The sequence below is a fragment of the Bacillus sp. NS1 genome, from assembly GCF_058248265.1.
In genome coordinates, this window is record NZ_JBZAZF010000004.1 from 277,693 (window position 1) to 291,929 (window position 14,237).

A 14,237-nucleotide genomic window follows, 5' to 3' on the forward strand; every position below is an offset into this window, starting at 1 on the left:
TTTCAAGTTTTATTTGGTTAATACTGCTTCTTTTACATGAGGAAGCACTGTATCCTGGTAAATTTCAGTCGGATATTTTCCTGTAAAGCAAGCGAGACACTGTCCGCAATTAGAGTCATCGTATTTTCTGCCGATGCCTTTCAGCAGCCCTTCCACACTCAAAAATGAGAGGGTGTCGGCCCCGATTTCCTGACGGATTTCTTCAACAGAATGGGAAGACGCGATCAGTTCCTCATGTGTGGAAGTATCAATGCCGTAAAAGCAAGGATGAGCGATCGGCGGTGAACTGATTTTCACATGCACCTCTGTTGCTCCCGCTTCTCTGAGCATCGTGACAATCCGGCGGCTTGTTGTTCCGCGCACGATAGAGTCATCAACCATCACGACGCGTTTGCCTTCCACGACCCCGCGCACCGCTGATAGCTTCATTCTGACGCCTTGCTCGCGCAAAGCCTGGGACGGCTGAATAAACGTTCTGCCGACATAGCGGTTTTTGATTAAACCCAGCTCGTACGGGATGCCTGTTGCTTCTGCATACCCGATCGCCGCAGAAATACTGGAATCCGGAACCCCTGTTACGACATCAGCTTCAACTGTGGATTCCTGAGCCAGCATTTTCCCAAGGTTTTTTCGCGCACTGTGCACGTTAATGCCGTCAATGTTGCTGTCTGGTCTTGAGAAATAAATGTATTCCATGCTGCAAATGGAACGGTTGATATTCATGGAAAAACGCTCTGATTTCATGCCTTCATCATTGATGATCAGCATTTCGCCCGGTTCTACCTCACGAAGGTACGTTGCACCGACGACATCAAATGCGCATGTTTCTGATGCAACAACATAAGCGTCGCCCATCATGCCGATTGACAGCGGTCTGAGCCCGTTCGGGTCAAGCGCGACAATCATTTCTGTTTCGGTCATGATCAGGAATGCGTATGCACCTTTCAGCATGGAAAGCGAGTTTTTAATTTGATCCTTCAGCGTGAAGTGGCCGCTTCTTTTGATCAGGTGAGCCAATACCTCTGTATCCGAGGAGGTTTGAAAAATGCTTCCTTGATTTTCGAGCTGCTGCTTCAGCTGAGTGGCGTTGACAAGGTTTCCGTTATGAGCAAGCGCCAGACTGCCGTTGTTTTGGGAACGGAAGAGGAGCGGCTGAACATTTTCGTATCCGCCGCCTCCAGCCGTTGCGTACCGAACATGCCCGATTGCGCCTTTTCCCTTCACTTTGCTGAGCTCACCGTTTTGAAATACTTCAGTGATCAGCCCTTGGCCTTTGTGTGCCGTCAGTTTTTCACCGTCAGTTGCTACAATTCCCGCGCCCTCCTGACCTCTGTGCTGGAGGCTGTGAAGGCCGTAATACGTGATTTGCGGGGCTTCTTCATGTCCCCAAATCCCAAATACGCCGCACTCTTCATTTAAGCCTTTGATTTCAGCAAGCATGGGATAGCTCCTTTCCATGCGCGCTCAAGTTCTTTCGTTTGCGCATGAATCAATTGTTGTCCGTCTTGGTTTTGAATCGCCAGAAGACCATCAGCTGTTACCACACCGATATGAACTGCATCTTTCACAGCAGCTTCAAACGCTGCTTGATGTTCTTTTTTCACTGAAACAACGAAGCGGGATTGAGATTCAGAGAATAATAACGCTGCTTCTCCTTCAACAGTCACGTTCGCGCCTAGGTTTTCCGTCGTCATGACACTTTCTGCGATCGCTACGCCTAAGCCGCCTTCAGACACATCATGCGCTGATTGAACAAAGCCTTTTTTAATCGCTTCCAGCAATGCTCTTTGGCGTGACAGTTCTACATCAAGATCGATTTGCGGGGCTTTTCCGTAAATGCTGCCTTCTGTCATTTTTTGCAGCTCGCTTCCGGCAAACTCAGGTTTTGTTTCGCCAATCACGTAGACGAGATCTCCCGCTTGTTTGAAATGCTGTGTTGTAATGTGTGCTGTATCTTCAATTAAGCCGACCATGCCAATAACAGGTGTCGGGTAGATCGCCGTGCCGTTTGATTCGTTATAAAGTGATACGTTTCCGCCAATAACCGGTGTGCTGAGAACATTGCACGCCTCGCTGATGCCATCAGCCGCTTTTTCGATCTGCCAGAAGATTTCCGGTTTCTCCGGGTTTCCAAAGTTAAGGTTATCTGTGACGGCAAGCGGTTCTGCACCTGAGCAAATGATGTTGCGCGCCGCTTCAGCGACAGCAATTTTTCCGCCGACTTCAGGATCAAGATAGAGATAACGCGCGTTACAGTCTGTCGTCATCGCCAGCGCCTTTTTCGTTCCGCGGATTCTGAGAACACCTGCGTCAGACCCAGGAGCGACAACTGTATTTGTCCGCACCATGTAGTCATACTGATCGTAAACCCACTCTTTGCTTGCGATCGTCGGCTGCTGGAGGAGGGCCTTCAGCGTTTCATTCGCATCTTTAATTTGAGGAGCCGGAACGTCTGTCTCTAAAAACTCGCGGTAGTATGCAGGTTCTTGAGATGGCTTGTGGTAAACCGGAGCTTCCTCTGCCAAAGCATCAACAGGCAGCTCACATACAACCTCGCCTTTGTGTGTCAGGCGAAGCATTTTATCATCTGTTACACGTCCGACAGAAACCGCTTCAAGTTCGTACTTGTCAAAAATATCGATGATTTCCTGCTCACGTCCGCGCTCGATGACCAAAAGCATCCGTTCCTGTGATTCAGAAAGCATCATTTCATATGCAGTCATGCCTGTTTCACGCTGAGGAATCAGGTCAAGATTCATCTCAATACCAGAGCCGGCTTTACTTGCCATTTCGGCACTTGAGCTTGTTAAACCAGCAGCTCCCATATCCTGAATGCCGACTAACGCATCACATTGGATGACTTCCAGACACGCTTCAAGCAAAAGCTTCTCCATAAACGGATCGCCGACTTGAACAGCAGAGCGCTTTTCTTCAGATGAATCAGACATTTCTTCAGAAGCAAACGTAGCGCCATGAATTCCGTCACGCCCTGTTTTTGCTCCTACGTACATTACTGTATTGCCGATACCTTTCGCCTGGCCTTTTTTGATGTCTTCATGGTTGATTAAACCGACGCACATTGCGTTGACGAGCGGATTTCCTTCATAGCTGCTGTCAAACTGCACTTCTCCGCCGACTGTCGGGATGCCGATACAGTTGCCGTATCCGGCGATACCCGCTACTACTTCTTCAAACAAGTACTTCACGCGCGGTGAAGTCAGTTCACCAAATCGAAGAGAGTTCAATACAGCGATTGGACGGGCACCCATTGAGAATACGTCACGGATAATGCCGCCGACGCCAGTCGCAGCGCCTTGGTAAGGTTCGAGAGCTGATGGGTGGTTATGTGATTCAATCTTGAACACAACCGCTTGGTTGTCACCGATATCAACGATTCCGGCGCCTTCCCCCGGACCTTGCAGCACACGCTCGCCGCTTGTCGGGAATTTACGCAGTATCGGCTTTGAGTTTTTGTAGCTGCAATGCTCTGACCACATGACAGAAAAAATTCCGATTTCTGTGTAGTTCGGCAATCTGCCAAGAATGGATTCAATCAATGCAAACTCATCATCACTGACACCCATTTGCTGATACATTTTCTCTTCTTTTATTTGTTCTTTACTTGGTTCAAGCAGTAGTGACATGAGTTTCCCTCCAATTTTTCACGATAGACTGAAACAATTTAAGACCGTCGGCGCTTCCAAGCAGTTCATCGACCGCGCGCTCAGGGTGAGGCATCATGCCTAATACGTTGCCTTTCTCATTCACGACACCGGCGATGTCGCTGACACTTCCGTTAATATTGGAGCCGTATGTGAAAGCAATTTGATTGTTTTCTTTCAATGAAGCAAGCGTTTCGTCATCACAGTAGAAATTTCCTTCACCATGGGCAACAGGGATTGTAATCGATTGGCCCTTTTCGTAGGAAGATGTGAATAATGTTTCGTCGTTCTGTACAATTAATTCAACCGGACGGCAAATGAACTTCAAATCTTTGTTGCGTCTCATTGCACCTGGCAGAAGGCCAAGCTCCTGTAAAATCTGGAATCCATTGCAGACGCCGAGAACAGGTTTTCCTTCAGCCGCTGCTTGTTTGACAGCTGGCATAATATTCGCAAATCGGGCGATAGCGCCGCATCTCAAGTAATCGCCGTAAGAAAATCCTCCCGGAATTAACACGCCGTCGAAGCCGTCAAGGCTTGTTTCCTCATGCCAGACGTATTCTACTTCATGGCCGAGTTCATCCTTTACAGCATGATACATATCGATATCACAGTTGGAGCCGGGTAACACAATCACCGCAAATTTCACTGTGCGACTACCTCCTCAACCTCGTATCTGTAATCTTCAATCACTGTATTAGCAAGAAGTTTTTCGCACATTTCTTTCACTAGGACGTCTAGATCACGGTCAGATTTTTCAATGGTAAGCTCCATGTATTTTCCGATGCGCACATCTTGAACTTCATTGTAAGTCATACTGTGCAAGGCATGCTGGACAGCGCTCCCTTGTGGATCTAGTACACTTTCTTTTAAGCTGACATAAACTTTTACTTTATACATGATGAATGCCTCCCAGTCTTTTGAAAATCTCTTCGTATGCGTCGGTTAAGCTTCCAAGATTTCGTCTGAATAAATCTTTGTCCAGCTTTTCGTTCGTGTCTTTATCCCACAAGCGGCAGGTGTCAGGTGAAATTTCATCCGCCAACAGCACTTGCCCGTCTGCATCTAAACCAAATTCAAGCTTGAAATCTATTAATCTCACATGACAATCGTCAAAAATGGTTTGAAGCTCTTCATTCACTGTTTTTGTAATGGACTTAATGGTTTTTACTTGCTCAGGAGTTGCCGCTTTCAAGAGCCAAATATGATCTTCTGTGATGAGCGGATCACCCAGCGCGTCATCCTTGTAGTAAAATTCGATAATCGGCTGTTCAAGCTTTGTGCCTTCTGGAATGCCAAGACGTTTGGACATGCTTCCTGCCACAACATTTCTGACTACAACTTCAAGCGGTACAATCGTTACCTTTTTAATGAGCTGCTCTGTTTCCGAAATGCGCTCAATAAAGTGATTGTTAATCCCTTTACTATGAAGATGTTTGAAAATTAAGCTTGAAATCTCGTTATTTAAGCGCCCTTTTCCGCTGATTTCTGCTTTTTTCTCGCCGTTAAAGGCAGTGGCGGAGTCTTTATACACGACATACAGCGTGTTTTCGTCATCGGTTTTGTAGATCTTTTTTGCTTTTCCTTCGTATAAAAGTTCATTCTTCACAATATTCACGGAAGGCCTCCTAACCCGAATGTTGGGAATTTTCAAACTGCGGCGGCATAGAAGAAGCCGCCTAAAAGCTTCTTCTATGCCAAACCTAAACGTTCAAAGATCAGATCAACATTTTTAAGATGATAGTTGTAATCAAAGCAGTCAGCAATTTTTTCCGGAGAAAGACGGGACGTGATTTTCTCTTCCGCCTCCACAAGCTCACGGAACGGCACTTGTTTTTCCCACGCTTCCATTGCTTTCGGCTGTACTGTATCATAGGCTTCTTCGCGAGTCAGACCTGTGTCAATCAGAGCAAGCAGCACGCGCTGAGAGTAGATAAGGCCGAGTGTGCGGTCCATGTTGCGTTTCATGTTTTCCGGGAAGACCGTTAAGTTTTTCACGATGTTAGAGAAGCGGTTCAGCATGTAGTTCAGCGCAATTGTCGCATCCGGAAGAATAATCCGTTCTGCTGATGAATGAGAAATATCGCGCTCATGCCATAATGGAACATTTTCGTAAGCCGTCATCATGTAGCCGCGGATGACGCGCGCCATGCCTGTCATGTTTTCAGAGCCGATTGGGTTGCGTTTGTGCGGCATCGCAGATGATCCCTTTTGCCCTTTCGCGAAAAATTCCTCAACTTCGCGTGTTTCACTCTTTTGCAGTCCGCGGATTTCCACTGCGAACTTTTCGATGCTTGTCGCGATTAAAGCAAGTGTCGCCATATAGTCAGCATGGCGGTCACGCTGAAGGGTTTGAGTTGAAATCGGTGCTGCTTTCAATCCGAGCTTCTCACATACATATTGCTCAACAAATGGGTCAATGTTCGCATATGTGCCGACAGCGCCGGAAATCTTCCCAACCTCGATGCCTTCTTTCGCTTGTTTGAAACGCTCAAGATTCCGTTTCATTTCCTCATGCCAAAGCGCAAGTTTTAAGCCGAATGTTGTAGGCTCAGCGTGTACGCCGTGTGTGCGCCCCATCATGACTGTGTATTTATGTTCTTTCGCTTTTTCTTTTATAATGTCAACAAATCTCTCAAGGTCCTTGAGCAGAATATCGTTTGCCTGTTTTAATAAGTAAGAAAGAGCAGTATCAACAACGTCCGTTGACGTTAAGCCGTAGTGCACCCATTTTCTTTCTTCACCGAGTGATTCGGAAACGGCGCGTGTAAATGCGACAACGTCATGGCGCGTGTCCTGTTCGATTTCTAAAATACGGTTGATGTCAAATGACGCGTTCGCGCGCATGACCTTTACGTCTTCTTTCGGAATGACGCCAAGCTCCGCCCACGCTTCACATGCAAGAATCTCAACCTCCAGCCATGCTTGAAATCTGTTTTCATCCGTCCAAATCGCGGACATTTCAGGTCTTGAATAACGTTCGATCATTCTGCTTGTCCTCCGTCTCTATTCATCCATTTATTTGTGATCTCCTGAATCCAATGGTCTTCAGGCTGCTTCATAAATGTAATATGCCCCATTTTGCGGCCTTTTTTGATTTCATGTTTTCCGTATATATATAGCTTTGCTTCTTTTAAAAGCTCCGGCTCTTCCTCAACAAGCTTCACTTCATCGCCTAGAAGATTCACCATCATGCCCGGCTTCAGCAAATCTGTTTTCCCGAGAGGAAGACCGCATACGGCTCTGATATGCTGTTCAAACTGGCTCGTTTCGCAAAGGTCCAGTGTATAATGCCCTGAATTGTGCGGTCTTGGCGCCAGTTCATTGACCAAAAGCACTCCGTCTTCTGTCAGGAACATCTCAACAGCAAGCGGTCCGACAAGGTTAAGCTCGTCTGCAAGTTTAACGGCCAAATCAGCAGCCTTCTTCTGAATCCCTTCATCCACCCGTGCAGGCACGATGCTTTGGAAGAGAATATTGTTGTGGTGAATGTTTTCAGCTGCCGGAAATGTTGCAATTTCGCCGTTTACCGATCTGACGACGATGACCGACAGTTCCATTTTAAAGGAAACCCAGCTTTCGAGAATGCAAGTTCCGTGCTCTAAAAGAGCGGAAGCCTGCTCAATTTGCGCCTCTTCTTTCATCACAAATTGGCCTTTGCCGTCGTACCCGCCTCGGCATGTTTTAAGAACTGCTGGAAGCCCAAGCTTCTGTACTGCCTGTTTCAGTTCATCCTTTGTGTTGACGATGCTGTACGGCGCGACTTCACAGCCTGCGGCTTGAATTGCTTTTTTCTCTGTTTCACGGTTTTGGGTAATGAGCAGCAGCTCACTTCCTTGCGGGAGATACGCATGACCTTTTAGCCAATGCAGCGCATCATAGTCGATGTTTTCAAACTCATACGTGATGATGTCGCTGACTTCAGCCAATTTTCGAATCGCTTCACGGTCATTGTAATGAGCGGTAATTTCAATATCCGCAACCTGCCCGCACGGCGAATCTTTCACCGGATCAACGACCGCGACTTTATACCCCATTTGTTTGGCGGACACAGCCATCATTTTCCCAAGCTGGCCGCCGCCAATAATGCCGATGACAGCTCCCGGATAGATGATTTGTTTAGACAAGCTGATCACTGCTTTCTAACACCGTCTGTTTTGTATTTTCTCTTCTCTCATCCAGTTTACGGGCAAGATCTTCGTCAAAAGCTGACAAAATTTGCGCCGCTAACAGGCCTGCGTTCACAGCGCCCGCTTTGCCGATGGCTGTTGTCGCAACAGGCACGCCTCCAGGCATTTGGACGATAGAAAGAAGTGAATCCAGTCCGTTCAGCGCCTTAGACTGAACCGGAACTCCGATGACCGGCAGTGTTGTTTTCGCCGCCGTCATCCCCGGCAGATGCGCCGCTCCTCCGGCACCGGCGATAATCACCTTGATGCCTCTTTCTCTGGCAGTTTCAGCGTATTCAAACATCAAATCAGGCGTCCGGTGAGCGGAAACGACCTTTTTTTCGTACGGAACATTGAGTTCTTCAAGTATGTCGCATGCGTTTTTCATTGTCTCCCAATCGGAAGTGCTTCCCATGATGATTCCTACTAGCGGCTGCATTCTGTCCCCACCTTCTAATGCTTTTGTTTTCAGAAAATAAAAAATACCCGCTCTGCATTGCACTTATGAGGAAGCAATACAAACCGGGCATGGTACATGTATCGTCAGTCGTTCGCTTCTGCGATATATCCATGTCAGTTTTATCGATCACTTTCCTGCATAGTCCGGCAATTTACGGTTGCCGGGTAGAAACTTATGGGCCATATTCCCAAGATTATATGAGGTCGTGTTTTGATTTCATGTTTATCTTAACAACGGACATGGATAATGTCAACGATATTATCGAACGATACAAAAATTCATTCTACTAATGTTCGTGTTTTAGATCAATTTCCCTTCAAATACGATTTTTTTCCCGCACGGAACGATCTGAATTGACCCATTTTCCTTTTTCTCCATAAAAATAGGCTCCTCCATTCGCCGCACTGGCAGATATCCTTCTTCTTTCATTTGCTGAAGCACTGCATCGATCGTTTGCTGCTCTGTCACTTCAAACTTTTTCTTCTTCGGCTTTGCCATTATTCTTTAATTCTCCTCTTCTTCACCGCTTTGACCCAGAAGCCGCCATGGATTGTTTTTGGTTCATACGCAATAATAAAAGCTTTTGAATCAAGTGTTTTTATCGTATCATACAGCTGGAGTTCATATCTTCTCGGCGTCAGAATCTGAAGGGCTGTGCGGTCACCTTCAAGCCCGCCAACCACCCAGTTTGTTACGCCGTAGCCTTTTTCACGGAGCTGCCTCGGAAGATCAAGATCGAGCTCCTTTGTAATCACATTGACCATAATATAGCCAAGTGCCAATTTTTCTTCTATTTTCATGCCGACAATCACGCCAAGACCGTAACCGATCGCGTATGCGATCACATTTTGAATCTGGTCTAAGTTATCGAGCACCAGGCTCAGTCCTGTCACATAAACCAGTATTTCAATCGTGCTTATGCCGGCCGCTAAATAACGCTGCCCTTTCAGCGTTAAAATCATTCTTATCGTAAAAAATGACACATAGACAATATTAATAATGAGAATTATGAGAACCATGGCTAACCCATTTGATAAGATGGTTTGCATCATTTTATTTCATCCCCCCACTCTTCAGCTTGCATAAAGCATTCATATTCTACTAGAGAAATGAGTCGTTTACAATGAGCTGAGGCCGTAAGCCTAAGGAAAATATTTCGACACGCTTTATGAGTTTGAACAGTAGTAGTTTACCCTCTTTCTCACCATTTCAAAATCAAAACAAAAAAGCCTGCTTTTCAGCAGACTCACCTCTTCTCATATATTGTCAGATCTCTTTTTTCAATTTCAGAAGGGACTTGTATTCTTTTTCAAGCTCACTCAGCGTATAATCAGACAGCTGTTCCCCTCTTCCCTGATAAAATTCCGAGAGCAGTAATTTGGTTTTTAAAAATTGCTTCTTTTGATTAATCGCTCGGCGAAGTAAATCAGCCATGTCCATCATCCTCCTTAAACATAAAGGTTTGTGCGCTGGACTTTTACAGCATTTTCCCCATCATACATGGATTAATCCTACAAATCAACTATGTTTTTTAGATATATTTGTAAAAAGTGTGACATAAAAAAACCGGCTATGAACAGCCGGTTTTTTCATTAAAGCGGAATCAGCGACGCCGTGAAATACTCAGAAATCAACGGCCAAGTCACCGCAGCAAACAGCAGTGCTACCGCAACCACAGCAAATACACAATAGATATAGTCAATCGGTGCATCCTGTGCCGCCTGATACAGACGCTGCACATACAGAGCCATCATAAAAAAGATCGAAAACAAGATCAGCACTGTAAACAGAACTGTCAGGATCGGGATATTTACGATCGCAAAGATCAGCCAAAGAATTGAAACAGCAATCACCGGTACAAGCAATGATCCCAAACCGGCAGCTGCTTCCCTGAACGACACCTTCTGCTTCATCATATAGCGGGAGACGGCCCATACCGCTAAGACCATTACCGCGAAAAAGAGAAGCAAATACACAAGAACAACTAAAAATCCGTCATAAAAAGCGTGATGGCGTTCTCCAAACCCGAGCGGCCGATTCCAGCTCGCCTTTAACTGAAACCAGTTCCCGATTGAAAAAATCATACTGAATATAAGCATTGAAATCAAACCATACTTATAATGAGAAAAACCATCCGCCACGACGGTTTTCGCCGGTGATTTTAAAATCGAGAACGCAAAACCGCAATATCTGTTGATAGCTGCCCAAACAGACGCAAGCTTGTCTTTAGCAGTTGATACACCGCGTTCCTTGTGCGGTTTCTGCTTTTGTTTTTGCTTCTGCTTGCTTTGCCGGCTCGCCTTTCTGGACATTCTCGATAGCGGTTCTTCATCTGCATCTATTCTTTCACTCTGGTTAACTTCTTCTTCAAACGTTTCTTTTCTATCTTCCGTCATGTCAGCAACTCCTATCAAAAAAATACGGCGGAATACCATTCAGCAAGAAAATAAAACACTTATATAAGGTACCGAAGCCTTCCTGAACAGTCAAGTCATTTCCATTTAAGTAAAGCATGGCGGCACATCTACATGACGGTATATCGTATGAAATGGTTTTACCTTTTGCAACAAAAAAACCAGCCGCCTCAGCAGCTGGTTTTCATTCCTTATTTTAAAAAGATAAAGTACAGGATAAATACGACAAACAGTCCGTACATGATCGGATGAACCTCTTTGGCTTTTCCTTTGCACACCATTGTAATCGGATAGAAAATAAATCCAATGGCAATCCCGGTCGCAATGCTGTACGTTAACGGCATCATGATCATGGTAAGGAAAGCAGGAACGGCTACCTCGAACTTATCCCAAGCAATTTTGCCAAGCGGCGCCACCATCAGTGCACCAACAATGATCAGTGCCGGCGCTGTTACGTTTGATGTAACGACTGATAGGAGCGGTGAGAAAAACGTAGCCAGTAAAAAGAGAATACCTGTTACAATTGCCGCAAATCCTGAACGGGCACCCGCAGCGACACCTGAGCTTGATTCCACGTAAGAAGTTGTTGTAGACGTACCAAGCACAGCACCGATCACAATAGAAGATGAATCAGCTAAAAGCGCACGGCCCGCACGCGGCAATTTGTTTTCCTTCATTAAACCAGCTTGAGTTGCCACAGCAACCAGTGTACCCGCTGTATCAAAAAATCCGACAAACAAGAAAGTTAAAATGACAATCAGCATTTGTACGGAGAATATATCCGGCAGGTGAATCCATGCTTGTCCGAAAGTCGGCGCAAGGCTCGGCACACTGCCGATGATTTGAGATGGAACTGGAACCAACCCGAAAATCATGCCGGCAACCGCTGTTAACAGCATTCCGATAAACACGCCCGCGTTAACGCGAAGCACCATTAAAATAACCGTTACAATCACACCGAAAATCGTTAACAGCACAGGACCGCTGTGAATGTTCCCGATGGTGACGAGTGTAGAAGGGTTTGCAGTAATAATTCCTGAACCTTGTAATCCAACGAATGTAATAAACAGGCCGATACCCGCACCGACTGCCAATTTCAGCTCAGGCGGAATGGCGTTGATGATTTTTTCACGAAAACCTGTTAAAGAAAGAGCAACGAAAATAAGTCCTGAAATAAAGACACCAGACAAAGCTGCCTGCCATGAAATGCCCATCCCAAGGACGACAGAAAACGCAAAAAACGCGTTCAGCCCCATACCGGGCGCAATGGCGATCGGATACCTCGCGATCACCCCCATTAAAATACAGCCTGCTGCAGACGCCAATGCTGTCGCTGTAAAGACCGCACCCTGGTCAATTCTCAGCGCCTCCGGAAAATCTTTTACGCTCTCCAAAGCAAGTGTAATCGGATTGACGAACAGAATATATGCCATAGATAAAAAAGTCGTTAATCCGCCAATGATTTCATTGCGATAGCTGGTGCCCAGCTCATCAAACTGAAAAAACTTTTTCAAGCTATTTGACTCCCTTCACTCTTTGCTATTTATTCTGTCCTGAAAACGCCAAATAAAAAACGCCCCAATACAATTTGGGACGCTTGACTACAGACGGATTTCAATTCGAATAAATAAACGTGTTTTATTTATATCAAACGAAAGAAATGTTTACGTAGTCAAGCCATTTACGGTAGCTTGGTAGAGACTTGCGAGCCATATCCCCGCGATTATACGAATTCATCTTATTTGATTTCTGTGTCTATTGTACCAACTTCAATTTGAAAAGACAATATAAAAAACGAACAATAGTCGGATGAAATTCGATTTTGTTCGTAATAAACAGAAAAAACCATCTTCTTGGCAAAATCACCAAAAAGATGGTTTCCGTTAATTGATTATTACTCCCACTCAATCGTCGCAGGCGGCTTACTTGTAATATCATACACCACGCGGTTAATATGCTTCACTTCATTCACGATACGTGTAGAAATGACTTCAAGCACATCCCACGGGATACGAGCCCAGTCAGATGTCATGCCGTCAATTGATGTAACGGCGCGGATTCCGATTGTGTAATCATACGTTCTTGCGTCACCCATAACACCAACGCTGCGGATGTCAGGAAGAACAGTGAAGTATTGCCAGATATCACGCTCTAACCCGTGATTTGCAACTTCTTCACGCAAAATCGCATCTGATTCACGAACGATTTCCAGTTTTTCTTCCGTTACTTCACCAAGAACGCGGATTCCGAGGCCCGGTCCTGGGAAAGGCTGGCGCCATACGATTTCATCCGGAATGCCGAGCTCTGTGCCAAGCGCGCGCACTTCGTCTTTGAAAAGCGTGTTTAACGGCTCGATCAGCTCAAATTGCATGTCTTCAGGAAGCCCGCCGACATTGTGGTGAGATTTGATCGTTTGCGCCGTTGCAGTACCGCTTTCGATGATATCTGTGTAAAGCGTTCCTTGTGCAAGGTAGTCGATGCCTTTGAGCTTGTCCGCTTCATCATCGAACACGTAAATGAATTCATTACCAATGATTTTGCGTTTTTGCTCAGGATCAGAAACACCTTTTAGTTTATTTAAGAATCTGTCTTTAGCGTCTACTTTAATCACATTCATGTTAAAGCCTTCGCTGAATGTTTTCATAACACCCTCAGCCTCGCCTTTACGGAGAAGACCATGGTCTACAAAGATACAAGTCAGCTGGTCGCCGATCGCTTTATGAATCAAAACAGCAACAACAGAGGAATCAACGCCGCCGCTTAGCGCGCAAAGAACCTGTTTGTCCCCGACCGTTTCACGGATTTTTTGCATTTCGATTTCGATAAAGTTCTCCATTGACCATTTGCCTTCACAATCGCAAACGCCGAATACAAAGTTTTTCAGAAGATCATTGCCGTATTCAGAGTGGCGTACTTCCGGGTGGAACTGAACGCCGTACCATTTTTTGTCGGCTTTGCTCATCGCTGAATTCGGGCAGTGATGGCTAGTCGCGTCAACAGTGAAGCCTTCAGGAACTTCTACAACCAAATCGCCATGGCTCATCCAAACCACTTGTTCGTTCGGAAGATCTTTGAACAAATCAGGTGTGCCTTCGATGTGGATGTTTGCTTTTCCGTATTCACGCTGGCTTGCCGCTTCAACTTTACCTCCAAGGTAATGAGTCATCAGCTGCATGCCGTAGCAAATTCCCAAAACAGGAATATCGAGCTCAAAGATTTTCTCGTCACAGCGGAAAGAGTTTTCATCATACACACTGTTTGGACCGCCGGATAAAATAATTCCTTTTGGATTCATTTCTTTAATTTCTTCAGCCGTCAATGTATGGGGATGAAGCTCGCTGTATACACCGAATTCACGGATACGGCGTGTAATCAGCTGGTTATACTGACTGCCGAAATCAAGGACAAGAATCATTTCATTCACTAACTTTGTCATGGTTGTCACCTAATCTCCTCTAAGTTTTTTGACACAGAAAAAAACGAGGACAGATATGAAGCTCGCTCCGCCCTCTTTGGCAAGGCCGTTTTGCCG

At 45.6% G+C, this 14,237-nt stretch carries 14 protein-coding genes and 2 riboswitches; all 14 genes read right to left on the reverse strand.

Features of this window, described 5'->3' with window-relative positions:
• Nucleotides 1-9: 9 nt before the first annotated feature.
• The gene (gene purF, locus AC4CV5_RS16905; RefSeq protein WP_222143714.1) at nucleotides 10-1,440 is read right to left on the reverse strand and encodes an amidophosphoribosyltransferase; all 1,431 of its coding nucleotides are present in this window, start codon (nucleotides 1,438-1,440) and stop codon (nucleotides 10-12) included.
• Entirely contained in the window at nucleotides 1,416-3,644 is a 2,229-nt protein-coding gene (purL, locus tag AC4CV5_RS16910) for a phosphoribosylformylglycinamidine synthase subunit PurL (RefSeq protein ID WP_490923351.1), read from the reverse strand. The genes purF and purL overlap by 25 nt, the downstream gene beginning before the upstream one ends.
• Nucleotides 3,628-4,311, reverse strand: a complete 684-nt coding sequence (gene purQ, locus AC4CV5_RS16915) for a phosphoribosylformylglycinamidine synthase subunit PurQ (protein WP_014112917.1) — start codon at nucleotides 4,309-4,311, stop codon at nucleotides 3,628-3,630. The genes purL and purQ overlap by 17 nt, the downstream gene beginning before the upstream one ends.
• Nucleotides 4,308-4,562: a phosphoribosylformylglycinamidine synthase subunit PurS gene (gene purS, locus AC4CV5_RS16920; RefSeq protein ID WP_003219409.1), complete on the reverse strand. Its 255-nt coding sequence runs from the start codon at nucleotides 4,560-4,562 to the stop codon at nucleotides 4,308-4,310. Before purS ends, purQ begins: the two co-directional genes overlap by 4 nt.
• Nucleotides 4,555-5,280, reverse strand: a complete 726-nt coding sequence (purC, locus tag AC4CV5_RS16925) for a phosphoribosylaminoimidazolesuccinocarboxamide synthase (protein WP_166854033.1) — start codon at nucleotides 5,278-5,280, stop codon at nucleotides 4,555-4,557. Before purC ends, purS begins: the two co-directional genes overlap by 8 nt.
• 74 nt (nucleotides 5,281-5,354) lie before the next feature.
• Entirely contained in the window at nucleotides 5,355-6,650 is a 1,296-nt protein-coding gene (purB, locus tag AC4CV5_RS16930) for an adenylosuccinate lyase (RefSeq protein WP_166854034.1), read from the reverse strand.
• On the reverse strand, nucleotides 6,647-7,789 hold the full coding sequence (gene purK, locus AC4CV5_RS16935) for a 5-(carboxyamino)imidazole ribonucleotide synthase (protein WP_490923352.1): 1,143 nt from the start codon (nucleotides 7,787-7,789) through the stop codon (nucleotides 6,647-6,649). The genes purB and purK overlap by 4 nt, the downstream gene beginning before the upstream one ends.
• Nucleotides 7,782-8,270: a 5-(carboxyamino)imidazole ribonucleotide mutase gene (purE, locus tag AC4CV5_RS16940; RefSeq protein WP_166854036.1), complete on the reverse strand. Its 489-nt coding sequence runs from the start codon at nucleotides 8,268-8,270 to the stop codon at nucleotides 7,782-7,784. Before purE ends, purK begins: the two co-directional genes overlap by 8 nt.
• A gap of 140 nt (nucleotides 8,271-8,410) precedes the next feature.
• Nucleotides 8,411-8,512: riboswitch (purine riboswitch) on the reverse strand.
• Nucleotides 8,513-8,591: 79 nt separating this feature from the next.
• Nucleotides 8,592-8,789: an NETI motif-containing protein gene (locus AC4CV5_RS16945; protein WP_003219403.1), complete on the reverse strand. Its 198-nt coding sequence runs from the start codon at nucleotides 8,787-8,789 to the stop codon at nucleotides 8,592-8,594.
• The gene (locus AC4CV5_RS16950; RefSeq protein WP_166854037.1) at nucleotides 8,789-9,343 is read right to left on the reverse strand and encodes a DUF2179 domain-containing protein; all 555 of its coding nucleotides are present in this window, start codon (nucleotides 9,341-9,343) and stop codon (nucleotides 8,789-8,791) included. Before AC4CV5_RS16950 ends, AC4CV5_RS16945 begins: the two co-directional genes overlap by 1 nt.
• Before the next feature lie 214 nt (nucleotides 9,344-9,557).
• The gene (locus AC4CV5_RS16955; protein WP_166854038.1) at nucleotides 9,558-9,725 is read right to left on the reverse strand and encodes a Fur-regulated basic protein FbpA; all 168 of its coding nucleotides are present in this window, start codon (nucleotides 9,723-9,725) and stop codon (nucleotides 9,558-9,560) included.
• Nucleotides 9,726-9,883: 158 nt separating this feature from the next.
• Entirely contained in the window at nucleotides 9,884-10,687 is an 804-nt protein-coding gene (locus tag AC4CV5_RS16960) for a DUF6574 domain-containing protein (protein WP_490923355.1), read from the reverse strand.
• A gap of 209 nt (nucleotides 10,688-10,896) precedes the next feature.
• A complete protein-coding gene (gene pbuG / locus AC4CV5_RS16965; RefSeq protein WP_490923357.1) occupies nucleotides 10,897-12,219 on the reverse strand; it encodes a hypoxanthine/guanine permease PbuG in 1,323 nt (440 codons plus the stop codon).
• 135 nt (nucleotides 12,220-12,354) lie between these two features.
• Nucleotides 12,355-12,456: riboswitch (purine riboswitch) on the reverse strand.
• Between the two features lie 143 nt (nucleotides 12,457-12,599).
• On the reverse strand, nucleotides 12,600-14,141 hold the full coding sequence (gene guaA, locus AC4CV5_RS16970) for a glutamine-hydrolyzing GMP synthase (protein ID WP_003219388.1): 1,542 nt from the start codon (nucleotides 14,139-14,141) through the stop codon (nucleotides 12,600-12,602).
• Nucleotides 14,142-14,237 lie beyond the last annotated feature (96 nt).